Source organism: Veillonella nakazawae (genome assembly GCF_013393365.1).
In the GTDB taxonomy this organism is placed as follows: Bacteria; Bacillota; Negativicutes; order Veillonellales; family Veillonellaceae; genus Veillonella; species Veillonella nakazawae.
Genome location: NZ_AP022321.1, coordinates 1466724 through 1489446 on the forward strand (window position 1 = coordinate 1466724; position 22723 = coordinate 1489446).

26 protein-coding genes are annotated in these 22723 nt (G+C 39.3%); 2 read left to right on the forward strand and 24 right to left on the reverse strand.

Annotated features, from left to right (window positions below; translation table 11 throughout):
• Positions 1–36: 36 nt before the first annotated feature.
• The 21 genes from hpt to VEIT17_RS06735 all read right to left on the reverse strand — a co-directional run bounded on the left by hpt (position 37) and on the right by VEIT17_RS06735 (position 18176).
• The gene (hpt, locus tag VEIT17_RS06635) at positions 37–582 is read right to left on the reverse strand and encodes a hypoxanthine phosphoribosyltransferase (protein WP_005387234.1); all 546 of its coding nucleotides are present in this window, start codon (positions 580–582) and stop codon (positions 37–39) included.
• Positions 583–605: 23 nt separating this feature from the next.
• A complete protein-coding gene (gene tilS, locus VEIT17_RS06640) occupies positions 606–1604 on the reverse strand; it encodes a tRNA lysidine(34) synthetase TilS (protein WP_178885358.1) in 999 nt (332 codons plus the stop codon).
• Positions 1573–2469, reverse strand: coding sequence for a Ppx/GppA phosphatase family protein (locus tag VEIT17_RS06645; RefSeq protein ID WP_178885360.1), 897 nt, complete (start codon positions 2467–2469; stop codon positions 1573–1575). Before VEIT17_RS06645 ends, tilS begins: the two co-directional genes overlap by 32 nt.
• Before the next feature lie 94 nt (positions 2470–2563).
• Positions 2564–2965, reverse strand: a complete 402-nt coding sequence (locus VEIT17_RS06650) for a S1 RNA-binding domain-containing protein (protein ID WP_105090280.1) — start codon at positions 2963–2965, stop codon at positions 2564–2566.
• A 69-nt stretch (positions 2966–3034) separates the two neighbouring features.
• Positions 3035–3367: an FtsB family cell division protein gene (locus tag VEIT17_RS06655; protein ID WP_005387230.1), complete on the reverse strand. Its 333-nt coding sequence runs from the start codon at positions 3365–3367 to the stop codon at positions 3035–3037.
• Positions 3368–3530: 163 nt separating this feature from the next.
• On the reverse strand, positions 3531–4478 hold the full coding sequence (locus tag VEIT17_RS06660) for an L-lactate dehydrogenase (protein ID WP_178885362.1): 948 nt from the start codon (positions 4476–4478) through the stop codon (positions 3531–3533).
• Positions 4479–4710: 232 nt separating this feature from the next.
• Positions 4711–4947 carry a GlsB/YeaQ/YmgE family stress response membrane protein gene (locus VEIT17_RS06665; RefSeq protein WP_005387228.1) on the reverse strand — a complete coding sequence of 79 codons (237 nt, stop codon included), beginning with the start codon at positions 4945–4947 and terminating at the stop codon, positions 4711–4713.
• A 10-nt stretch (positions 4948–4957) separates the two neighbouring features.
• Entirely contained in the window at positions 4958–5764 is an 807-nt protein-coding gene (locus tag VEIT17_RS06670; RefSeq protein WP_024066856.1) for a hypothetical protein, read from the reverse strand.
• A gap of 126 nt (positions 5765–5890) precedes the next feature.
• The gene (gene folK, locus VEIT17_RS06675) at positions 5891–6364 is read right to left on the reverse strand and encodes a 2-amino-4-hydroxy-6-hydroxymethyldihydropteridine diphosphokinase (protein WP_178885365.1); all 474 of its coding nucleotides are present in this window, start codon (positions 6362–6364) and stop codon (positions 5891–5893) included.
• The gene (gene folB, locus VEIT17_RS06680) at positions 6364–6726 is read right to left on the reverse strand and encodes a dihydroneopterin aldolase (RefSeq protein ID WP_005387223.1); all 363 of its coding nucleotides are present in this window, start codon (positions 6724–6726) and stop codon (positions 6364–6366) included. The genes folK and folB overlap by 1 nt, the downstream gene beginning before the upstream one ends.
• The gene (gene folP, locus VEIT17_RS06685) at positions 6726–7559 is read right to left on the reverse strand and encodes a dihydropteroate synthase (RefSeq protein WP_178885367.1); all 834 of its coding nucleotides are present in this window, start codon (positions 7557–7559) and stop codon (positions 6726–6728) included. Before folP ends, folB begins: the two co-directional genes overlap by 1 nt.
• Positions 7552–8121 (reverse strand): GTP cyclohydrolase I, encoded by a 570-nt coding sequence (gene folE / locus VEIT17_RS06690; protein ID WP_005387220.1) that lies wholly within the window; start codon positions 8119–8121, stop codon positions 7552–7554. Before folE ends, folP begins: the two co-directional genes overlap by 8 nt.
• An 8-nt stretch (positions 8122–8129) precedes the next feature.
• The gene (locus tag VEIT17_RS06695) at positions 8130–9686 is read right to left on the reverse strand and encodes an ABC-F family ATP-binding cassette domain-containing protein (protein ID WP_178885368.1); all 1557 of its coding nucleotides are present in this window, start codon (positions 9684–9686) and stop codon (positions 8130–8132) included.
• 111 nt (positions 9687–9797) lie between these two features.
• Complete coding sequence (locus tag VEIT17_RS06700; RefSeq protein WP_178885370.1) at positions 9798–10937, reverse strand: amidohydrolase; 1140 nt, start codon at positions 10935–10937, stop codon at positions 9798–9800.
• A 63-nt stretch (positions 10938–11000) separates the two neighbouring features.
• Positions 11001–11939 carry a S66 peptidase family protein gene (locus VEIT17_RS06705; RefSeq protein ID WP_178885372.1) on the reverse strand — a complete coding sequence of 313 codons (939 nt, stop codon included), beginning with the start codon at positions 11937–11939 and terminating at the stop codon, positions 11001–11003.
• A 56-nt stretch (positions 11940–11995) separates the two neighbouring features.
• A complete protein-coding gene (locus VEIT17_RS06710; protein ID WP_178885374.1) occupies positions 11996–13597 on the reverse strand; it encodes a peptide ABC transporter substrate-binding protein in 1602 nt (533 codons plus the stop codon).
• Entirely contained in the window at positions 13594–14412 is an 819-nt protein-coding gene (locus VEIT17_RS06715) for a serine hydrolase (protein ID WP_178885375.1), read from the reverse strand. Before VEIT17_RS06715 ends, VEIT17_RS06710 begins: the two co-directional genes overlap by 4 nt.
• A gap of 12 nt (positions 14413–14424) precedes the next feature.
• Complete coding sequence (locus VEIT17_RS06720) at positions 14425–15372, reverse strand: ABC transporter ATP-binding protein (RefSeq protein ID WP_024066905.1); 948 nt, start codon at positions 15370–15372, stop codon at positions 14425–14427.
• On the reverse strand, positions 15372–16352 hold the full coding sequence (locus tag VEIT17_RS06725) for an ABC transporter ATP-binding protein (protein WP_178885377.1): 981 nt from the start codon (positions 16350–16352) through the stop codon (positions 15372–15374). Before VEIT17_RS06725 ends, VEIT17_RS06720 begins: the two co-directional genes overlap by 1 nt.
• Entirely contained in the window at positions 16352–17251 is a 900-nt protein-coding gene (locus VEIT17_RS06730) for an ABC transporter permease (protein ID WP_024066371.1), read from the reverse strand. Before VEIT17_RS06730 ends, VEIT17_RS06725 begins: the two co-directional genes overlap by 1 nt.
• Positions 17244–18176 carry an ABC transporter permease gene (locus tag VEIT17_RS06735; RefSeq protein ID WP_060924985.1) on the reverse strand — a complete coding sequence of 311 codons (933 nt, stop codon included), beginning with the start codon at positions 18174–18176 and terminating at the stop codon, positions 17244–17246. Before VEIT17_RS06735 ends, VEIT17_RS06730 begins: the two co-directional genes overlap by 8 nt.
• Before the next feature lie 135 nt (positions 18177–18311).
• Here VEIT17_RS06735 and VEIT17_RS06740 point away from each other — a divergent pair, with 135 nt between their 5' ends.
• The gene (locus VEIT17_RS06740) at positions 18312–19145 is read left to right on the forward strand and encodes a pyridoxamine kinase (RefSeq protein ID WP_178885379.1); all 834 of its coding nucleotides are present in this window, start codon (positions 18312–18314) and stop codon (positions 19143–19145) included.
• Positions 19146–19166: 21 nt separating this feature from the next.
• Positions 19167–19751, forward strand: a complete 585-nt coding sequence (locus tag VEIT17_RS06745; protein WP_060924987.1) for a DUF805 domain-containing protein — start codon at positions 19167–19169, stop codon at positions 19749–19751.
• Between the two features lie 69 nt (positions 19752–19820).
• Here the strand turns inward: VEIT17_RS06745 and VEIT17_RS06750 are convergent, their stop codons facing one another.
• The 3 genes from VEIT17_RS06750 to VEIT17_RS06760 all read right to left on the reverse strand — a co-directional run bounded on the left by VEIT17_RS06750 (position 19821) and on the right by VEIT17_RS06760 (position 22533).
• Entirely contained in the window at positions 19821–20675 is an 855-nt protein-coding gene (locus VEIT17_RS06750; protein ID WP_242013294.1) for an IS3 family transposase, read from the reverse strand.
• The gene (locus VEIT17_RS06755) at positions 20639–21208 is read right to left on the reverse strand and encodes a transposase (RefSeq protein WP_241670381.1); all 570 of its coding nucleotides are present in this window, start codon (positions 21206–21208) and stop codon (positions 20639–20641) included. The genes VEIT17_RS06750 and VEIT17_RS06755 overlap by 37 nt, the downstream gene beginning before the upstream one ends.
• A 158-nt stretch (positions 21209–21366) precedes the next feature.
• Positions 21367–22533, reverse strand: a complete 1167-nt coding sequence (locus VEIT17_RS06760; RefSeq protein WP_024066368.1) for a hypothetical protein — start codon at positions 22531–22533, stop codon at positions 21367–21369.
• Between the last annotated feature and the right edge of the window lie 190 nt (positions 22534–22723).

Genomic DNA, 22723 nt, shown 5'->3' on the forward strand with positions numbered 1-22723 from the left:
TCATCGAGAGATGCACTCATATATTATATCATATTTTTAATTTTGATACATTTCTTCCTTTAAAATACCGATATAAGGCAAGTGACGATATTTTTCCGCGTAGTCTAAACCATAACCGATAACAAAGTAGTCAGGAATGATAAAGCCTACATAGTCTACTTCTACGTCCATTTTACGGCGCTCAGGTTTATTTAATAACGCTGCAAGACGTACGCTTTTAGCGCCACGAGCATGTAAATTTTCTAGCAAGTAATGTAATGTTGTACCAGTATCAACGATATCCTCTACAACAAGCACATGCTTCCCCTCTACAGAGCGATCCAAATCTTTTAGAATTCGTACTACACCTGTACTAGTTGTGCCACTACCATAGCTAGAGCAAGAAATAAAATCAAAACTTACATCTACACTATCATCAATAGCGCGAGCTAAGTCTGTAAAGAAAACGATGGCTCCCTTTAACACCCCTACAAGCACTACAGATTCATTTTTATAGTCTTCGCTAATTGCTTTACCTAACTCGGCTACACGAGCCTGTAATTGTTCCGCTGTATATAAAATCTCTTTTGCGTCTTGATGCATCTATATGACCTCCACGATTCATATTAATGTTTGCAATATACCTTTATTGTATCACATTGAGCAATTACTTTTATACTTTTTATAGTGAAAGTTTTCGCTTCTCCGGTGTTAACAATATCTAGTAATTGCTCTTGATGGGCTGTAGTAAGCGTTATATCAGAGTCAATAGAGCTTACCAAACGCTGCCACAAACGACGTTGTATGGCTAATGGTTCCTTTCGTAAAGCCCTACGAGATAAACGCATTTCACCCTTATCAATAGTCACTAATCGCTTAAAAGCTTGCACTGTCAAATCAGAGATCACAGCTAAATCTTCACTTACAGAACCTCCTAATCTAGCGATAGCATCTACTACATTAGGGTTAATCGATTCTAACTCAGGTATAACGCGATGACGAATTTTATTTCGCTGGTATCGAATATCATCATTTGTAGAATCAATACAATACGTGAGCTTCCTATCGGCTAAATAAGCTAATAATTCCTCTTTTGTAACATCTAATAAGGGTCTAATTACAGGAACATCATAGTCATTGCTGAATACAGCCATACCTGTTAACCCGTTTAATCCAGTACCTCTAATGAGATGCGCTAGAATCGACTCAGCTTGATCGTCCTTATGGTGAGCTACTGAAATATAATCATATCCTTCAGACTGAGCAATTTCATTTAACCATTGATAACGTACTTGGCGGCCTATAGTTTCTTCAGACTTTTTATGTTCCTTACTTAGGCGCGGTACATCAAAGGTAGCGGAATAAAATGGCAGACCTAACTCTTCTACCTGATGTTGGAGCCACAAGACCTCATCTTTACTTTCAGGGCGAATACAGTGATTCACAATGGCTACACCTATTTTGTACGTTGTATGACGATGCGTAGCAATATCATGTAACAAATACAATAGAGCCATTGAATCGGGGCCACCAGAGCAAGCTACTAGAATTCGACTATTTTCAGGAAATAGATTATGTGATTTTAAGGTGTGATTAATGGTTCGAATAAGTTCTTTCACATTCACGAGCCATCGCCTCCATACCATCTTGGTCGCTCACAAATACATGAGGAACCTCATAAGCATCCATAAAGGACGTCAAAATTTCTGCACCAGCTACGATGATATCGGCACGTCCTGCAGGTAAACCTTTTACGTGTAATCGCTCATCGCGACTCATGTAACGTAAGTTTAGAATGATGCCCTCTACTGTTTCACGACTTAATTTATGACCTTGTACCTTCGTACCATCATAGTTTTCAAGGCCTAAATCAATGGCCGCTAGCGTCGTTAGCGTACCACCGATACCAATGAATTCACCAAATTCACCTTGAATCATCATGGGATCCCAAAGGAATCGAGTTTCTTCCCATACTCGTTGAGGACCTTCATCAGACATAGATTGAAGGCGTACAGCCCCTACAGGATAAGATCGACTCCAGTAAACGCCGTCCTTATTGCCTAATGCTAGCTCTGTACTACCGCCACCGATATCGATAGTTGTATAGTGACGACCATCATTCAACTGATCTCCTAAGGCACCATTAAAGCCATAAATAGCCTCTTCATCGCCCGTGAGAATACGCCATTCCATCGGACAATGTTCGCTAATGCGGTCCATAAATTCAAGGCCATTAGATGCTTCACGAACAGCGCTCGTTGCAAAACCAAAGTAGTATTCCGCCCCATATTGGTCTGCTAGTTTTTTTATTTCTGTAAAAGCTTGATAGGACGCTTCCATCGATTCAGTACGCAATGTACCATCTGAATTACGTTGGCCTAAACGAGTAGTCCACAACTGTTTCGGCTCATAGTGCCATATATTATTTTCATAAGTAGCCAATAATAAGCGTACTGAATTTGATCCAATATCAATAATAGCTAACTTCATAATTGCTCCTTACATAATTAGTATGCCTCTAACACTATTATACTGTTAAGGCCTATACATAAGTAAAGAGATGGCTCAATGCCATCTCTCACTATTAATCTCGACGACCGCCTCGGCCTCCGCGTTTACCTTCTGTATTGCGTTTTAAATCGTGTAAGCGTTCATTGCTATCGCGCAAGAATGATTTCATCTTTGCTTCAAAAGCCTCTGTGCTTTGTTTAGATTGAACACGACGAGGACGTCGCTCTTCACTTGGTGTCTCTTTAGGTTGTGTTTGACGAATAGAAAGGCCTATTTTATTGCCTTCAATAGATAAAACCTTAACCTTTACTGGATCTTCAACCTTTAATACGGTATTAATATCTTCGACATACCCATGAGCTACTTCAGAAATATGAACTAGACCGGTTTGCTTCTCTCCTAAATCAACAAATACACCAAATTTTGTAATACCAGATACGGTACCATCAATAATGTTACCAACTTCGATTGCCATGCAACCTCCTAATTAATGCGGAAACCTCAAACTACAAACTAATGCGAATCTAAATTACTACAGTCAAACCTATTTTACATAAGGTACTTCACCAGGTTTTACAAGGCCGAGCTCCTCACGAGCCACCCCCTCAATGGTCTTTGGATCTTGCAACTTAGCCTTTTCCTGTTCTAATTCTTCATTTCGCTGTTTTAATTCTTGCAATTGTTGCTCAATATGTTGTTTTTCTTGATATACAGCCACCAAGCGATAGGCTTGCCCTAATAATAGCAGCACCATAATCCCTATACCAATTCGCTTGATCCACATGAGGATAATACGTTGATCCTGCGCTTTGCGATTAGGTCTAACCCGTTTGCGCGGCTTTTTTGGACGTTGTACTTCCATAGTGTCTTGAGTCATAATATCCCCCAAAAATATTCATCATCTGTATACTGTCATTTTTTAATTATATCACAGAACCTCGTTAGGGACTAAATAAAATTATCTATAGTTTACCTTATATCTATCATATAGTTAAAGAGGTCTTATCAAAGATAGACTTATTAGCAACAGCTATATGGCCTTATAAAATCTCTGCTTTATGAGCATATTCACGAATTACTGCACAAGACTTTTTAAATAAAGCTAATTCATCTTCAGCAAGCTTCAATTCAAATACATCTTCGATACCATCTTTGCCAATAACTGCTGGAGTGGATGCAAAGATTCCTTCTTCACCATATTGGCCATCTAGATAACAAGAACATGGCAAGACTTTCTTTTCGTCATGGAATACAGCACGAATTAATTCTGTTGTTGCACTAGCAATGCCGAACTCTGTGGAGCCTTTACCAGCCAATACGTGGTAACCACCAATTTTTACATCATCTAGCACTTGAGTATGATCAAGTGTAGGGAATCTATAAGGCAATTCTTGTTGTAATTGTACTAACGGCTTTCCTTGTACATAAACATGAGACCATGGCACCATAGCACTACCGCCATGTTCACCTAAACAATAGGCTGTAATTGTACGATTGCTAATATTGAAAATGCGCGCCAATTCCTTTTGTAACCGTGCAGAATCTAAGGCCGTACCGCTAGAAATAATACGTTTTGGATTCCAATTTAAATGTTTACATAAATACGTAGCTACAACGTCAGCTGGATTAGAGATAGAAATAATGAATCCATCAAATCCAGACTTTTTAATTCGAGGAATAACATCCTTTAAAACCTCTACTGTATCACCAAGACTTTCTAAGCGATCTTGATATAAATTTGGTAAAGGACCAGCGCTAAATACGAGAATATCACAATCCCCACAATCTTCAATAGGACCTGCAGTAGCTGTTACTTTATGAGGAATATAGCTAACAGCATCATTTATATCCATTGCTTGTGCTTTAGCTTTTTTCTCGTCAATATCCATCATATATAGTTCATCTACTTCACCTTGTAGAGCAAGAGAAAATGCTACATGAGAACCTACATGTCCAGTGCCAATAATACCTACTTTACGTAACTTCATAAGGGCCTCCTACGATTCGCACTAAAAGATATACATCTTCTAATACAATTCCACTTAAACCAGCGATTGCCATTATATGAATCGACAATGTTAAGTTATATTAAAACATATTGCTTGTAAAATACATAAACTATTATATACCTATTTTCTCATAGGTATATAAGAAAATAGATTTATAGCGATAAAAAAAGACTATTATAGGAAATCCTATAATAGTCCTTCTATTATATAGTTAGTCTCGTCCAGTAAAGAAGCTTACTACAGCAATCACTATAACTGCACCAACGATGGACGGAATTAATGCCATGCCTGCAAGACTTGGGCCCCAAGTACCAAGCAAAGCTTGACCTACAGAAGCCCCTACTAAACCAGCAATAACACGAAGAATAATCCCCATGCTTTGCGCCTTTTTAGTAATACGACCAGCTACAAAACCAATGAATCCGCCTACAATAATTGACCAAAGCATAATATACCTCCTATAAAGTCATCTCATCAAGATTAAGCGGGAATAAATCCTTATTCTCCATCACTTGTGGCGACTTTTCTAAATATTGTTTTCGCATTGACCATAAAATTTCTAAATCCTTTGGATCTAACTTGGACAATGCATATATCATCGTGAAATCTGAACCATAATGGCCACGCAAGCTATCAGGTACTCCTTTGGGTCCTTCTCCACCTAGACGATTATTAAAGAACCCTTGAATACGGCGACTATCTAAATCAATGATAATAAACCCTGACGCATCATATACATACAATGTATGATTTATACGCTTTAAAGCTCGTACCGTATTCGTTATAAAATACTGGTCCTTCATGTCAATGAGGGATGACTCATAACCTGAATGGTAAAAGTCCCCATAATAATGAGCTCCTCTATCTGTAGATTCCAGTAAATCCTTGAGTATGGATTGTTCTGGACCACTAAAATCAGAGAAAGTTTTTACCATAGTAATCTCTCGTAAACCACGTTGGTAATTCTCGGTCTTCGGTGGCTCTATATGTTGACCACGAAAGGTAATAGGCATCAACCGAAGTGTATTATCAGCTAAATTATAAATACCATACCCTTCATAACCTAGAAAGTACACTTGTGAGTCGATGGACTTCATCGCTAATATTCGTTTTGAAATGATGGCATCACTAGAATTTACTAATGTATGCTCTTCTGGGTCTATGCGTACTGTTTTACTGTCGTAATTGCCACCTACTGCAAGCCAATAGGACAGCCCCACTACAATTAATGCTAGTATGCACAAACCGATACGTTTTATATTCATTTATACTCCCTATGAATCCCCAAGCATAAAACGTAATAATATATTGCCATTACAGTAAGTCCCTATTAATATAATCCCAATTCTAGGTATAACTGTAAATTTTATTTTTAATATCTTTGTAGATTTCTATGCCAAACTTAATGTAGCTAATCGCTCGCTAATTGACATACCCTTATAGGTAAAAGTTGGTAACAACTCATGTAAAGGTTCTAAGACAAAGGTTCTATCCCAAAAATAAGGATGCGGTATAGTTAGAGTTTCATCACAAATGGAAATCATAGAACCGGCCTCATCAAAAGCCAAAATAATATCTAAATCTAATGTACGTGGTCCCCAGTGAATGAGTCGTTCACGACCAGCCTCTTGTTCTAAGGACTGAAGTACACTTAACATTTCATGAGGATTCAAAGCACTTTTACAAGACCACATGCCATTAATAAATGACGCCTGATCTGTATATCCCCAAGGTTCCGTTTCTATCAAAGAAGAACTAATAACCTCTGAAACGGTCTCATGCCCTTGTAATAGGTGAAAAGCGGAATTAATATAGCCTCTTTTATCACCTATATTTGAACCTACACTGATGTAATAGGTATACATCAAATTTGACCTCTTGTAGTGACAACCTCAACATAATCTAGGATACCAGCAATAGGTACAGATGGTTTGCGCACCGTTACAGATAAGCCAACAATACCTTGATAATGTTGGTATAAAGAGTCGGCAATAAGTGCACCTAAACGCTCTAATAAATTATGTTTTTCTCCAGTCATAACAGATTCTACAAGCTCATATACTTCTACATAATTGATAGAATCCTCTAACTGGTCACTTTGACCGGCCTTTGTAAGATCCGTAGTAATTTCAACATCTACAAAAAAGCGCTGTCCTTGCTCTTGTTCAGATGTCAAATTGCCATGGTATCCATAAAATGCCATGTTTTTTAAAACGATTTTATCCATTATTCACCTCGTAATAGGCCATCTGCTACGGCCAAGGCGCGTTTGTGCATTTTCACATTATGAACACGCACCATATCAACACCTTGGAATACACCCGTAATACAAGCCGCTACCGTGCCTTCATCGCGTTCTTCTGGAGGCAAACCGCCCAACATAGAACCGATAAAACGCTTACGGCTAGGCGCAAGTAAAATAGGGTATTCATAAGCCGTTAATTCCCCTAAACGTTGCATAACTTCAATATTTTGCTCTTCTGTTTTACCAAATCCAATGCCTGGATCAAGCCAAATTTGTTGAGGTGTAATCCCCACCTTCAAGGCTTTATCCACGGCATAGAAGAAGTATGCTTTCATATCTTCAATGATATCACCATAATTTGTATCATTGCTATTGTGCATAATGATTACCGGCACCTTGTATTTTGCGGCTATTGCTGCCATATCAGGATCATAATGTAAGCCCCAAATATCATTTAAAATATGAGCGCCCTTTGAAAGTGCATAATCAGCAGTTTTAGCATGATAGGTATCGATAGATACAGGCACTGTAGATGCATTTAATACAGGCTCTATCAATAGAGATAAACGTTCAATTTCTTCATCTGCTGTCAATGGTGTACAGCCTGGACGCGTAGATTCTACGCCTAAATCAATAATATCAGCACCATCTTCAATCATTTGCGTTACATGGGCTGCTGCTGCTTCTGGAGTATTGAATTTACCACCATCAGAGAAAGAGTCAGGCGTACCATTTAGTATCCCCATAATAAGGGTACGATCGCACAAAGATAAACTTTTGCCATCATTCCATGTGTAATTTCTACGTTTAAACATTTGCCTGTCCTCCACCTAACATTGCCAACGCTTCATCTCGTAATGTGCCAGTCTCTGCTAGCACACCACGGCTTTCTAATGTAATAACCTTTGAATCTTGCTGCATGGTCCCTTTGATAAGCATACACAACTGAGTTGATGTAATGCGTACGAATACACCATGAGCAGATAAATCATTCATAATTGCATCTGCTAATTCTGATGCTAACCGCTCTTGTAATTGCGGCCTCCGGCTAAGGATATTAACAATATCTTGAAACTTACTAAGCCCTGCCACACACCCATCCTTAGGTTGGTACACAATATCTACGGTTCCAAAGAATGGCAACAAGTGGTGCTCACACATAGAATAAAAAGGAATTCCTGTAACCGCTACAAGACCCTTATAATCAGTACTAAATGTTTCACCCCAGGCTGACTTTGTATCTAATCCTACGCCACTGAATAATTCACTATATAATTCTGTTACACGACTTGGTGTTTTCTCTAGCTCTGGCGCCTCAGTATCAACAGATAAAGCCGCTAAAAATTGCTTTATCCCGTCCTTTGCACGTTGATTCATCGGTCCTCCTAAACGATTTTCGTCGTCCAATCCTCAATATTCCAAATATCCGTAACCCAATCTTTATAAAATTCAGGTTCATGACTTACTAAAACGATAGTTCCTTTGAACTCACGCAAAGCACGACTCAATTCTTCTTTTGCATAAATGTCCAAGTGATTCGTTGGTTCGTCTAATACGAGTACATTGTACTTATTTTGCATCAGTTTACATAATCGAACCTTTGCATTCTCACCACCAGATAACACGCGCATTTGCGATGTAATATGCTCGTTAGTAAGGCCACAACGAGCAAGCGCTGCACGCACCTCTGCATTAGTCATTGCCGGATATTCATTCCAAATATAGTCTAGTGCAGTTTCAGAATTGGATGGTGTATCCTCTTGAGCGAAATAGCCTATTTGTAGGAATTCACCTTTTACCAACTCACCACTTACAGGCTTTAATAAACCTAAAATTGTTTTCAACAATGTTGTTTTACCTAGACCATTAACGCCACGAATAGCGATTTTTTTATTTCTTTCAATTTGAAAATCCACTGGTCGAGTCAACGGTTCATCATAGCCTAATTCCAAACCAAAGGCCTCTACAATAAAACGACTTGGCGTACGGCCTTCTTTAAAACCAAAACTTGGTTTAATGTACACTTTTGGCTTTTCCAAAATTTCCATTTTCTCTAACCGTTTAGCTCGAGAATTTGCCATACCACGCGTTGCTACACGAGCCTTATTGCGTTGGATAAAGTCTTCCATGCGCTCAATTTCTTGTTGTTGACGCTCATACGCCTTAGCTGCTTGCGCTTTTTTCACTTCATAAGCCGCTTGGAACTGATGATAGTCGCCAGTATAACGCGTTAAAACTGCTTGCTCGATATGATAAATCACGTTGACTACGGAATTTAAAAACTCCATATCATGAGAAATCAAGATGAACGCATTTTCGTAGTTTTGTAAATAGTTTTGCAACCATTGGATATGCTCTACATCAAGATAATTTGTCGGTTCGTCCAAGAGCAAAATCGTTGGTTTTTCTAGTAAAAGTTTTGTAAGTAAAACCTTTGTACGCTGGCCACCGCTGAGCTCCGTAACATCTCGGTCAAGCCCAATATCCATAAGGCCCAAACCTGCAGCTGTACGCTCAATAACCGCATCAATTTCATAGAAGCCACGCTGCTCTAGAATTTCTTGCCACTCCCCTACTTGCTCGAGAAGCTTATTCATTTCATCTTCAGACACATCACCCATGCGATTGTACGCATCGTTAATGTTTTGCTCCATTACAAACAAATCATCAAAAGCTCGTTGCAATACGTCGCGAATGGTCATGCCCTTTTCGAGGACCGCATGTTGATCCAAATAACCTACAGTTACTTGGTTGGACCATTCAATTTTACCTTCATCAGGAGGTATTTTGCCTGTAATGATATTTAGGAATGTAGACTTGCCTTCACCATTAGCACCAATTAACCCTACATGTTCACCTTTCAACAAGCGGAATGATGCATCATCTAAAATTTGTCGCGCTCCAAAACCATGGGTTACATTTGAAACGGTTAAAACACTCATATCTATCTCCACCGGAATAAAAGCCGTCTTGTTGAAGACGGCTTATTTCATACTTACTTAAATATTATATCTATTGTACCTTTTTGACCTCTATATGTCAAAAATTGAACATCACTTACCCACTGCATAACGCAAGGCTACTACAGCCATAATCTTAGCGCCCTTAATCGCTTGCTCCAATCCATAGTCGGAACCTGCTGCACAAGTGAACTCTGGTGTATGAGCCTCTAAACCTAACCCAATCTGCAAAGTAGGCTGTGCTGTTGGTACTTCATAAGATACATTTCCTACATCTGTACTACCATCAGCCTCATCATCAGGCAATATACGGGGCGTTTCACCAAATTCAGTCATCACATCGTTAAAGAGATCTAATAGCTGTTTATCTTGACGCATATCCTTAAAGAGAGGCTCATAATGATGCATCTCAACACGGGCGCCATAAGATGCTCCGATCTCTTGAGCAGCCTCTTTGATAGCCGGCAAAATAATACCTTCTAAATCGTCCACCGTACTACCGCGAACAGTCATGCGAATCGTAGCCTTAGGAGTTACTACATTTGGTGCTGTACCAGCTTCGGTAAAAATGGTCCCTACAATAGCCCCTTTAGGGAATGTTTTCTTTAACTCTTTTATTTTTTGATATAAATCTACAGCACAGTCTAAGGCATTAATACCAGAGTCAGTTAATGATGCTATATGACAAGACCGTCCATGGAAGGTAATCTCTAGTGGATGCGTCGCTAATGATGTGCCCCCTACCTCATTTTCACCGCCTGGATGAATGATTAGTGCCGCCTCATAGCCCTTAAACAAACCAGCCTCAGCCATGTATACTTTACCACCAATAGTTTCCTCCGCAGGACAGCCAAAGAAGGTCGTTCCCCACGTTTCCGGTGCACTTTGACTGAAGGCAATAGCCGCCCCTAAACTCATCATAGCAATGAGATTATGTCCGCAACCATGACCGAGTTCTGGTAGTGCATCATATTCACCTAAAAAGGCTATTTTATGCTGTGCAGTACCGTTATAGTCACCCCGTAACGCCGTTTGTAACTCTGGAAGATCAGTTAGCCCCACTTGAGATGTAAAATTATGATTTTCTAAGAATTGGTTAATTACCTTAACGGCTTTATGCTCGTCTAAGCCCAATTCTGGGTTATCGTGTAAATATAAGGAGATATCGCGCAATTCCTCAGCCATACTATCTATGATGGCACAGGCACGAGCCTCTCGTTCTTGTAATGTCATAACTTCCCTTTTTAACTTCTAATTTATACTGTTTATTATTTATTCTATCTAAGAAGAATGTGTCTATTTTGTATAGGGATGAACAATTATGGTATTTGAAATATACCTAAAGTTAATCATCGCTCCTAGTGGTAATGTTTGATGCGGCGTTCCATGACCTGTTGTGACATAGCATACAAAAGGATCCAACAATTCAGGGTCTCTATTTTCCTCCATGTAGCGTAACGCTTCATAGCCTAAATCGTAATCACGCTCATCATCATCGCCTTCACAATCTGTAAAAGTACCAATCACTAAACCTTTAATACGACTCAATAAACCACTGAGACGAAATTGTTGCAACATACGATCTAGCTTATAAGGTGCCTCTCCTACATCTTCAATGAATAGTAATGTATCCTCCCAAGATGCAGCCTCTAAAAAATACGGTGTTCCCGACAACATAGATAACATCGTCATATTACCACCTCGTAAAATCCCTTCTCCCAGCTCAGTACCAATGGCACCACGCGGCGGTTCAGGTAATGGTTCTATGACTTGTAATTTACCTTCTAAAGTATTAAATAAAGCATCAATATCTGCTTTGCGTTCAGGCTTAAAATCTACACCCATCGGCCCGTGATAGGTAATGAGTCGGCTATATCGATTGATCCCCATGTGAAGTGCTGTACAATCACTATACCCAATAAAAGACTTTCGATGCTTACGGATTGCTGTATAATCTAATAAATCTAGATAACGCATTGTTCCGTAACCACCGCGCAAGGCAAGTACCGCATCACAAGGTGCGGTTGTCATCATATATTGAAATTCTCGGGCTTGCTCCTCTGGTGTACCGCCATACAAGCCTTTGCGATGTGCACTTTCACCAAAGAGTACTTTATATCCCCTTAGGTTACAAATTTCTTCTATTCTATGTAAATCTTCATCGCTTGCACTGGCAGGTGCCATAATACCTATGGTCATGCCCGGTGCTAAGCGCTTTGGTTCAATCCAGTTCATATGTCCTCATAAAATACAACAAAAGACGTACACATAGTGTACGTCTTAAGTGTATCTTATTTGTATGCTTTTTTAAAGTCAACAAGGCCTAATGTAGTCCAGAAATAATTTTGAATACTTCCGTTTGTTACATATGGTTGCGTTGTGAAATACAATGGCATTACTAGAGCTTCATCAAAAATCATCTGTTCTGCTTTATGCATCAACGCATCCCGTTCAGCCCCATTTGGTGTCGTACGAATACGAGCGATTAACTCGTTATAATCATCACTATGATACTGACTATCATTGTCTTCAGCAGAGAATACTTCTAAGAAGTTTTGTGGATCACTGTAATCCGCAACCCAAGAAGCACGAGCAACTTGATATTTACCAGCTTCGCGGTCGGCTAAGAATACCTTTGTCTCTTGATTTTGTAAGCGCACATCTGCACCAAATGCATTGACCCAAGCATCTTGTACAGCTTCGGCAATCGCTTTATGTAATTCACTTGTATTATACAAAATCGTAATTGGAGGCAATGGATGATTTTTATCATAGCCAGCTTTTTTCAAGATTTCTTTAGCTTGTTCTACATCTTCATAAACAAGATAGTTACCCGCTTCACGGAAATCTTCACGCCCATTACTTTCAAGCATACCGTAAGGAACAAAGGCATAGGCCGCCTCTTTACCACCGCGAACAATATTGTTAACGATGTTAGCACGGTTGATAACCATGGAGAAAGCTTTACGCACCTCAGGATCTGTGAAAGGATCTGCTTTCACATTGAATACGTAATAATAGTTACCAAGCATAGGTCCAATATGTAATAGACCTGCCTCTTCTAATCGTTTTTGGTCTGCTACAGGAGGCTCAACCGTCATATCTGCTTCGCCACCTTCAACCAATGTAAGGCGTGTGCTTTGGGATTCACTAATAGGCCAATTCATTTTCTCTGTTTTCACAGAATCTGCATCCCAATAGTTAGGATTCTTAATGAAATCCATTTCTCCATTATGCTTCCAGGATAGTAAGCGGTATGGACCATTAGATACAAATGTATCTGCATTGGCAGCCCAGTTTTCATTAGCATCTACATCTTTTTGGCTCACTGGATAATAGCTATGAGAAGCTAGTAATTTTAAGAAATACGCTGTTGGATTCTCTAAGGTAACTACTAATGTATTATCATCAGTGGCCTTAACGCCAACATCATCAGCTGAAGCGTCACCATTATTAAAGGCTTCACCATTTTCTAATACATATAACATATATGCATTGTCCGCATGGACTTCAGGGTCTAATACGCGTTTCCACGCGTATTCAAAGTCATGAGCCGTCAAAGGCTCTCCATTAGACCATTTCAAATCAGGTCGTAAATGGAAGGTATACTCGCGACCATCATCAGAAATATCCCAGCTTTTAGCTAGTGCTGCCTCTGGTTCACTTTCATCATTTAAACGAACTAAACCGTCAAATAATTGAAGTTGAACTGTAGCCTCCGGAGAGGTAGTAGACTTTGCTGGATCCAATGTGGATGGTTCCTGCTCAATAACATATCGAATGGTATGCTCATCAATTGGTTGTTCCCCGCGAGGATAACCAAATACAAATAAGAGCACACTCACCCCAAGAGCAAGGACCATGAGTTTTAACAAATTTCGTTTATCCATCATGGCAATGCTTCCTCTACAAATTCTTTCATGATACGCCCTACTCGAGCGCCTAACTCTTTACCTCGGTCATTATCGATATCGCTCATCAAGAGGATAAAGCAGAAATGACCTCTAAATGTTTCTAAAACGCCCCCATCATGCTCTACGCGGTCAAGGGATCCTGTTTTATGGTGAAAGCGTGTATCTTCGCCCCAATAAAATGGCAAGATATCACGGAATTGTTGGCGACCTAAAATATTCCACATTTCTCGACCATAAGCATCTCTATCACGACATTCAAAAATGTGTTTATACAAACGAGCCAAAGACAATGCAGTCAAATGGTTATCACGGCCTTCTGCTAGAGCATCAAAGTCCATCATCATACGATTGAGTTCAATTTCATCTACACCAAGCTGTTCTGCACGGGCATTGATATTTTCCATCCCTAGAACTGTAATGAGCAAATTTGTCGCCATATTGTCGCTAAGAACCATCATAAGACGACATAACTCAAGATACGTAAAGCTATGCTTTGCTACTAGCTCTTGTAATGCACCACCACCTTCAACACGTGGTGTTCTAGATAGAGGTACTGTATCATTAAGGTCTAACTGTTCAGTACGAGCTAAATGGAACACATATTCCATGATAAGTACCTTAATCAAACTTGCACTAGAATGTACCGTAGCTTCCCCTTTAGAAGCAATAATAGTCGGCTCCTCTTCATCGTCAAATTGTAGTACTGCATAGGATATATTCCCTTTTGGTGCTAATTCTTTGATAACTGTATCGAGTTGATGTTCCAAGGACTTGCCAACAAGTAACTTTTCCATACTATTCTCCCATTATATGTGCCAGCATGCGATGCGGCGATCTGCCCAATCACGAAGAGGTGGACGTTCTGCAAAGCAACGACCTTCTGCCTCTGGGCATCGACCACTAAACAAACAACCTTTTGGTGGATTTAGTGGATTTGGTGGGTCCCCTTTAAGCGGTGCTCCAATGGGAGCATGCGGTATAACTGGACCGTTTAAAGCGGTCAAAGCACGAGTATACGGATGTTGTGGGAATTCATATAAATCCAACGCTGGACCTTCTTCCATAACAGCTCCTAAATACATAACTACCATGCGATGACTGATGTAGCGCACCATATTTAAATCATGAGAAATAAAGAGGTACGAAATACCATGTTGTTCTTGTAATCTCTCAAGCAATGTCATAATTTGTACTTGAATGGATACATCTAGTGCTGAAATCGGCTCATCACAGATGATACACTGTGGCTGCATAATGAGAGCCCGTGCAATACCGATACGTTGACGTTGGCCACCTGACAATTCATGAGCATAACGCTCACCAAAGGACATGTTCAAACCAACTTGATCAAGCACTTCTTTTACACGAATAACACGATCGCGAGGTGTATATTTTGGATCTAGCTCCAATGGTTCCTCTAGAATCGCATTAACGGTAAGACGTGGATTAAGAGATGCATAAGGGTTTTGGAATACCATTTGCATCACCGGATGAACAGCTTTTCGATCCACATACGGATCAATGTGACGACCGTTCATATAAATAGAACCTGATGTAGCTTGATGTAAGCCCATCAAAGTGTAGCCAAATGTGGATTTACCACACCCAGACTCACCTACGATACCAAGGGTTTCCCCTGGTGATTGATATAGGCTCACGCCTTGTACAGCATGTACCGTGTGTTTTGGCTTAAATAAGCCTCCTGACAGAGTGAACTCTTTAACGAGATTGTCAGTTTCCCATACGTAACTCATTAAAGTCCCTCCAACTTAGCTAACCAACATGTAAATTGATGATTTTCACCAACATTTGTAACCATAGGAATCCGATTACCACAGATACGCATAGCCCACTTGCACCGTGGATTAAATGCACAACCTCGCGGTAAATCAAATAAATCTGGCGGTTGACCTTCAACGGCTTTTAACTCACCATGCCATTTACCTTGTGGCAGAGCGAGCAATAACCCTAATGTGTACGGATGGCGAGGTTCATTAAATATGCCCTCCACTGTAGCAGATTCAACACATTTACCAGCATACATAACCATAACGCGATCGCAAATTTGAGCGATAACGCGTAAGTTGTGAGAAATAAAGATAATCCCAATACCAGCCTCTACGGCTAATGTTTGCATAAGGCGTAAAATTTGTGCCTCTGTAGTAATATCAAGTGCTGTTGTAGGCTCATCACAAATTAAAATCTTTGGACGACCTGCTACAGCCATGGCGATACAAACGCGTTGGCGCATACCACCACTTAACTCGTGAGGATATTGAGACAATCGTCTTTCCGGTGTAGAAAGGCCCATCTTCTTTAACAAGTCGATGGCGATAGCTCGTTCGTCATAATCCTCACCATATGCATTAGTACGATGGATAACCTCATACAGTTGCTCCCCAATCGTCATGATTGGATTCAAAGATGTCATAGGATCTTGGAATACCATAGCAACAGTAGTACCGCGCAATTCATTCCAGTCATCTTCAGTGAATTCAAGGCAATCACTGCCATCAATCATAAATGTATCGGCTTTGATTTTTGTTTTACCATATGGTAGTAATCCCATTAATGAATTAACTAGCACTGATTTACCACAGCCGGATTCACCAACAACACCTAAAATCTCACCTGGTTGTAAGGAGATATCTTGATTGCGAATAACCCGTAAGGGGCCTTGGAAGGTATCAATGGTAATGGACACATTGCGCACATCAACAATTGCGTTATTCATTATCTATCTCCTTCCTTAGGGTCTAACACATTACGTAAGCCATCGCCAAGGAATGCGAAACCAAGCATGGTAACACTAATGGCAACAGCAGGAAAAATCAATTGGAACGGATAAGAGCGCATGCTACTAATCCCTTCAGAAGCTAATACGCCCCAGCTCGCCATAGGTGCATTTACACCTAAGCCGATAAAACTAAGGAATGCTTCTGTAAAAATAGCCTCTGGGATGGCCAATGTCAAAGTAATAATGATTGGACCTACACAGTTTGGCAAAATATGACGCAATAAAATGCGATATTTTGGAATGCCCATCGCTTCAGCAGCAATGATATATTCTTCGTTTTTAACTTTCAAAATTTGACTACGTACGATACGGGCCATATTCAGCCAGTACGCAATGCCCAATGCTACGAAAATAGATGTTAAGCCAGGGCCAAGTACAACCATCAACAAAATTACATACAGTAAAAGTGGAATACCATACAATACATCTACCAGCCCCATCATGATGCGGTCAACCTTACCACCAAGGTAACCTGCAATACCGCCATAGGTAACGCCGATAACAAGATTGATAAATGCCGCTACAAAACCGATGGTTAAGGAAATACGAGCACCGTACATAACGCGAGTGTAAATGTCACGACCTAATGTATCGGTACCAAACCAATGACTAAAGCTTGGGCTTTGGTTCGCATCGATTAAGGATTGGTCCGCATAGGTATACGGCGAAATTAGGGGGCCTAAAATAGCCAACACAATCATCACCAAAATGATGGTTGCCCCTACTACGGCCAAGCGATTTACCTTAAATCTCGCCCATTTACTAGGACGTTTTATAAAGCTTGTAATTTCTTCTTGAGGGGTTCGCTCAATAGGTAAAAAATCTTCCTTATTCATCTGTCCCCTCCTCTGTCGTAACACGTGGATCAATTAATGGATAAATCATATCCACCAAGATATTAAGAAATACTACAAGTGCACTATAGAAAATCGTAATGCCAAGAATAACGGTATAATCACGGTTATAAATAGATGTTACGAAATACTGTCCAAGGCCTGGAATAGCAAAAATCGTTTCTACGATAAAGCTACCTGTCAAAAGGCTGGCAGCCAATGGGCCCAAATAGGTAATAACTGGCAAAATAGCATTCCCTAACGCATGACGTGTCAAAATAGTCCAAGAACTCAAGCCTTTGGCGCGAGCTGTACGGATGTATTCTTGTTGGTACACATCAAGCAACCCACTGCGTGTTAAGCGTGCAATAAATGCCATCGGTTGTGCAGCTAACGTTAATACTGGTAGCACCATATAAGATGGACCACGCCATAAGGCCACTGGGAACCAGCCTAGTTCAAAGCCCACCACATATACAAGAACGGCACCAATAATAAAGGTAGGCACAGAAATACCAATTGTAGATAATATAGTTACCGCATAATCAACAATACCATTAGGGCGCATAGCACTAATAGCACCTGCTGCAATGCCACCTACTACAGCCACCATTAATGATAATAAGCCGAGCTGTGCAGAAATTGGGAATGCATCGCTGATAATATCGTTTACACTACGGCCTTCATACTTGTATGATGGTCCCAAATCACCAGTAATAACACCACCTAAATAATCACCATACTGCTTCCACACAGGATCATCAAGATGATACTTTGCTTCAATACTTGCTTTCACCTGAGGTGGTAATTTCTTCTCAGTTGTAAAAGGTCCCCCCGGAATTGCATGCATTAATGCAAATGTTACGGTAATGATGACCCATAAGATTATGATTGCGCCACCTAGGCGTCGAAACACATACCTTGTCATTGTCACTATCCTCCATAAAAAGTCTATCTGTTTTATTATACTACATTATGAAGTTAATTTCATGAATTACATCATTACATTTACAGAAAGCCCTACATAACGTACAATAAAATATATAATATTTTGGAGGTGTCTATGACAGAAGTACCTAGAGTCTTAACAATTCAAGACATGAGCTCCATCGGCCGTTGTGCCCTAACCGTTATGATCCCAATCATCAGCGCTATGCGTTGCCAAGCGGTTCCATTGGCAACAGCTGTATTGAGTAATCACTTAGAATATCCACACTACGAGTTCGTAGATTTATCTGCACATATGAGAGATTTTATGGACTGCTGGGATAAAAACGAAATCGACTTTCACGCTATTGTAAGTGGTTTTTTAGCATCGCCAGAACAAATTCATCTCGTGGAAGAAGCCATCGATCGCTTCGGTAACAATGGCCAAATGATTATCGTCGATCCTGCTATGGCCGATGATGGTCGCCTCTACTCTATTTATACACCTGATATGGTAGTAGCTATGCGCCAACTTGTTTCCAAAGCTCACATTGTAAAGCCTAATTACACGGAGGCTTGTTTCTTATTAGATATTCCATTCTCTACAGATCCTATTAGCGATGATGAATTGCGCGATCGTTGCAAAAGGTTGTACCAAATGGGACCTGACATGGTTATCATGACCAGCGTACCATCGGAAACGCATGCGGTTATCGCTGTCTATGATGGGCCAACTGATTATTTAAAAACTTATGATATTCCTCTTATCCCTGTGAAAGCTACAGGAACTGGGGATATCTTTACTGCTGTATTATCCGGTGCAGTAATGAGGGGATATTCACCTTATGATGCGGCAGAGTTAGCAATGAATTTTACTACCAAGGCGATTCAAGCCACAGTGGATACTGTAAAATCAATGAAGCAAGGTGTAGCCTTTGAGCTAGTCTTGCCAGAATTAACTCAACTATAAGCTATAAATAAAGGGGAACTTATGGATTTACTCTATGTTGTATTACGAACACTACTCATATGTACTGTCGGTCTGCTCATTGCATTCCAAGGTCGACGTATGGGATTATCGATTTTTAATCTAACGGGACGGTTAAATCGACTACAATTTATCATATGCTTCATTGTTTTAATGATTTTATTTCACATCGTTCACTACATTGATGATGTATTCTTGGACTTTGTTGTTTCTTTACCTGCCTATTGGTTTACAAGGGTTGTTATATGGATTTTATTAGCATCCTTATTCCCATTATCCTGCATCTTATTTGGCCGTCGTATTCATGATATCGGCTTTAATGCTTGGGCAGGGATTCTATGGTCGGTAATCATCATTTTCATCAATACCTATTCTGCTGTATCGCCATTCAATTACTTGCTTGAACTTTTCGTATGGCTCATAGGCTTCCTATTTTGGGTATTGCCTGGTCAGCCAGAACCGAATCAATATGGTAACCCACCATTTATGCCTGTAAATCGACCAACTTATGAGTCAATGCAACCGTCCATATCTCATAGGGAAAAAGAAATCCGCAAAACGGTGCGTAAACGACGTAAAAAACGATAACAAATTAATAAATAAAAAACGTATCTCTTCATATGATATGTACCCATTTTCCTGGACACATATTATTTACTAGCCTAAACACATGGATGCTTCCCTGTATTTCACAGGGGGCATCCATTTTGTTTTTGCTTGAATCCTTTTGTTATTGTAATAGTTAATGTATTCTTCTATCGCTGCTGCAAAAGCATTAAAAGATGAATATTCTCTCTCAAAACCATAATATATTTCCGTTTTCAATCTACCAAAAAAGGTTTCCATCACAGAGTTATCATAACAATTTCCTTTTCGAGACATAGATTGAATAATACCATGTTCTTTAAGTGTTCTCCTAAAGTACTTATGTTGGTATTGCCATCCTTGATCAGAATGGAGGATTAATCCTGAAAGATTAGTAAACTTCTTAAATGCCTTATCTAACATACGAGAAATTTGTTCTAAGGTAGGACTTAATGCTAAGTCATAAGCAACAATCTCATTCGTATTCATATCTAAAATAGGCGACAAATAGCATTTTCCCCATGAGAAATTAAATTGAGACACATCAGTAGTCCATTTTTGTAATGGTGCAGTTGTACTAAAATCTCTATTGACGATATTTTCTGCTACCTTACCGACTTTCCCTTTGTAAGAGTGGTACTTTTCTTTCGGTCGCTTTCCTGCGAGCCCCATAATATGCATAAGTCTTTGCACTCGTTTATGATTGACTACAAAGCCTCGATTAAGAAGCTCTTGATATACACGGCGTACACCATACCGACCTTTATGTTCTGTAAAAATCTTTTGAATTTCATCTTTTAGCTCTGTATTTCTTTTATCTACAAGATCTACTTTAGTAAGTTCAAAATAATAGGTAGATTTGGACATTGGCATAGCTTTCAAAAGATACTTTAGTTGATAGCCTTGTTGGCGGAGCATTTTGATGATCGCTGCTTTTTCGCCTTGAGTCGCGCAGCCTCTTTTTCTTCTCTCAAGGCAATCTCTTTTTTTATGACTTCATTTTCAGCTTTAATATAAGCATTTTCAGCTCGTAAGCGAACTAGTTCCTCATATTCACTTTCTTTGAGCTTTCGAGGTGAGATAGTCTTAGGTACTTTCATTTTGCAATCCTTTGGTGGTCGTCCTTTAGGTTTATTTATAAGACCATTGTATCCCAAAGTTTTGTATTTATGAACCCATTGATACAGCTGTCCAGTATTAATTCCAGCCATAACAGATACAGAACGTATGGATTTTCCAAATAATACTTGGCATACTAATTCATATTTCTTCTCTGGAGACCAACGTTGATTATCTATACGATGCTTATTGATTTCTGGACCATTAAACATTTCTTGTTTAGCCCATTTTCTTATTTGATCATGAAAAGTATGCGGCAATACTCCGGTTGGTGTCTCTGGCCATTCACCTTGATGAAATAATTCAATTGCTTTTCTTTTAAATTCATAACTATATCTCATGAAAATACCCCCTTTACTGGTTGTCCAGTAAAGGGGGTACATATCAATAAAGAGATACGTTTTTTATTTATCACATGTCTTATTATATATAGTTCTTTATTACCTTAATAACTATACCATAATAATTTAAAAGAGTTTCAACCTGATTCTTTACAAACTTAAGTCAATAATATCAACTCTATTATAGTGCAAAGGATATAAGCAATGATAAACTTAACCTTTTGTTTGCGCGCTCTATCATCATCAGAAATCTTAAGTCTATTTTCTAGGAAGCGCTTATCCCGGATTTGCAACAATAAACGTTTAATACGTTCTTGACCTTCAGCGGCATTACACTCGCCGCTATCAGAGGTCAAGGTAGCTTGCTGCATGAAGATGCGCCGATGGAGCTTGCGCATTTGAATCTTGATATTGTTATGAACAAACGCACTTTGCCACTGTTTTCTAGAGTCAAAATACATATATAAATATCGTGGTGTATTCATTAGTAGTAAAGAAAGAATAAAAATCCCCAAAGATATTAAGAAATATGTAGAGAATGAAAACTCTAGTGTTTCAGTTGGTAAGTAATGATGCGCAAAGATAAAGGTAAGCCATACACCGATCGGCATCAAGAGCACTGCCGCAATATCAATGGATCGAAGCCAACTAGTACGAATTGGGACATCTGGCACCGTAAATGTATCTACTGGATCATGAAATGCATAATAATCTATTTGCAATACCGATTGACTAGTTTGAGGATTAGCTAAAAGTACAGGGCCTACACTCCCTATAGAGCGTTCTGGCAAAGGTATAAACTTTTTAAGTTGCGTATTGGGTATTAAATCAAAGCGAATAATACCTTTTTTTTCAAAGCGTACGGTAGATCCCTTTTCGCCTAATGCAATAGGATTAAAAAAGATGCCAAAAAGACTAAGGAACCAGTTACCTAGTAAGTGTAAGATGGAATTTAAAATAAATCCACCCGTATCTAAATTCTCTGTATCGAGCCGAATTGCAAAGGATGATGAGTAATCATCAAACCATAAGTCTTCTAAAGTAAATTCAGCGGTAATCACATTCCCCCATTTAGTAATAATGGATAGGAATATTTGATTATTTGGTTCAAACTCAAAAGTTATAGAATAAAAGAACTTATGATTCCGAAGAGCAGCACGCAACATGCGATTAACCACGTCTTCTTCTATAGATAACAAACGATGATCAAATAAATCTTGTTCTAAAGGTACTTGTTGAACAGGGCTTACCTTTTTCACCGTCGTATCACTATCAGATAATGCTTCATCCACCAATGCTCGTAATTTGGTGAAGATTTTAGTCATAATCCCTCCAAGGGTAAAAAACAGCTTTTGATATACAAATTATACCATATATTGCATGATTTATCGATAAAAGACTACTACATATACTATTAAATATAGGTATACATAAAGCCCCTTTTACATAGTAAAAGGGGCTTTATTACTGCAGTTTAACATTCAGACTATTATAATTTAGTATTTATAATAGATA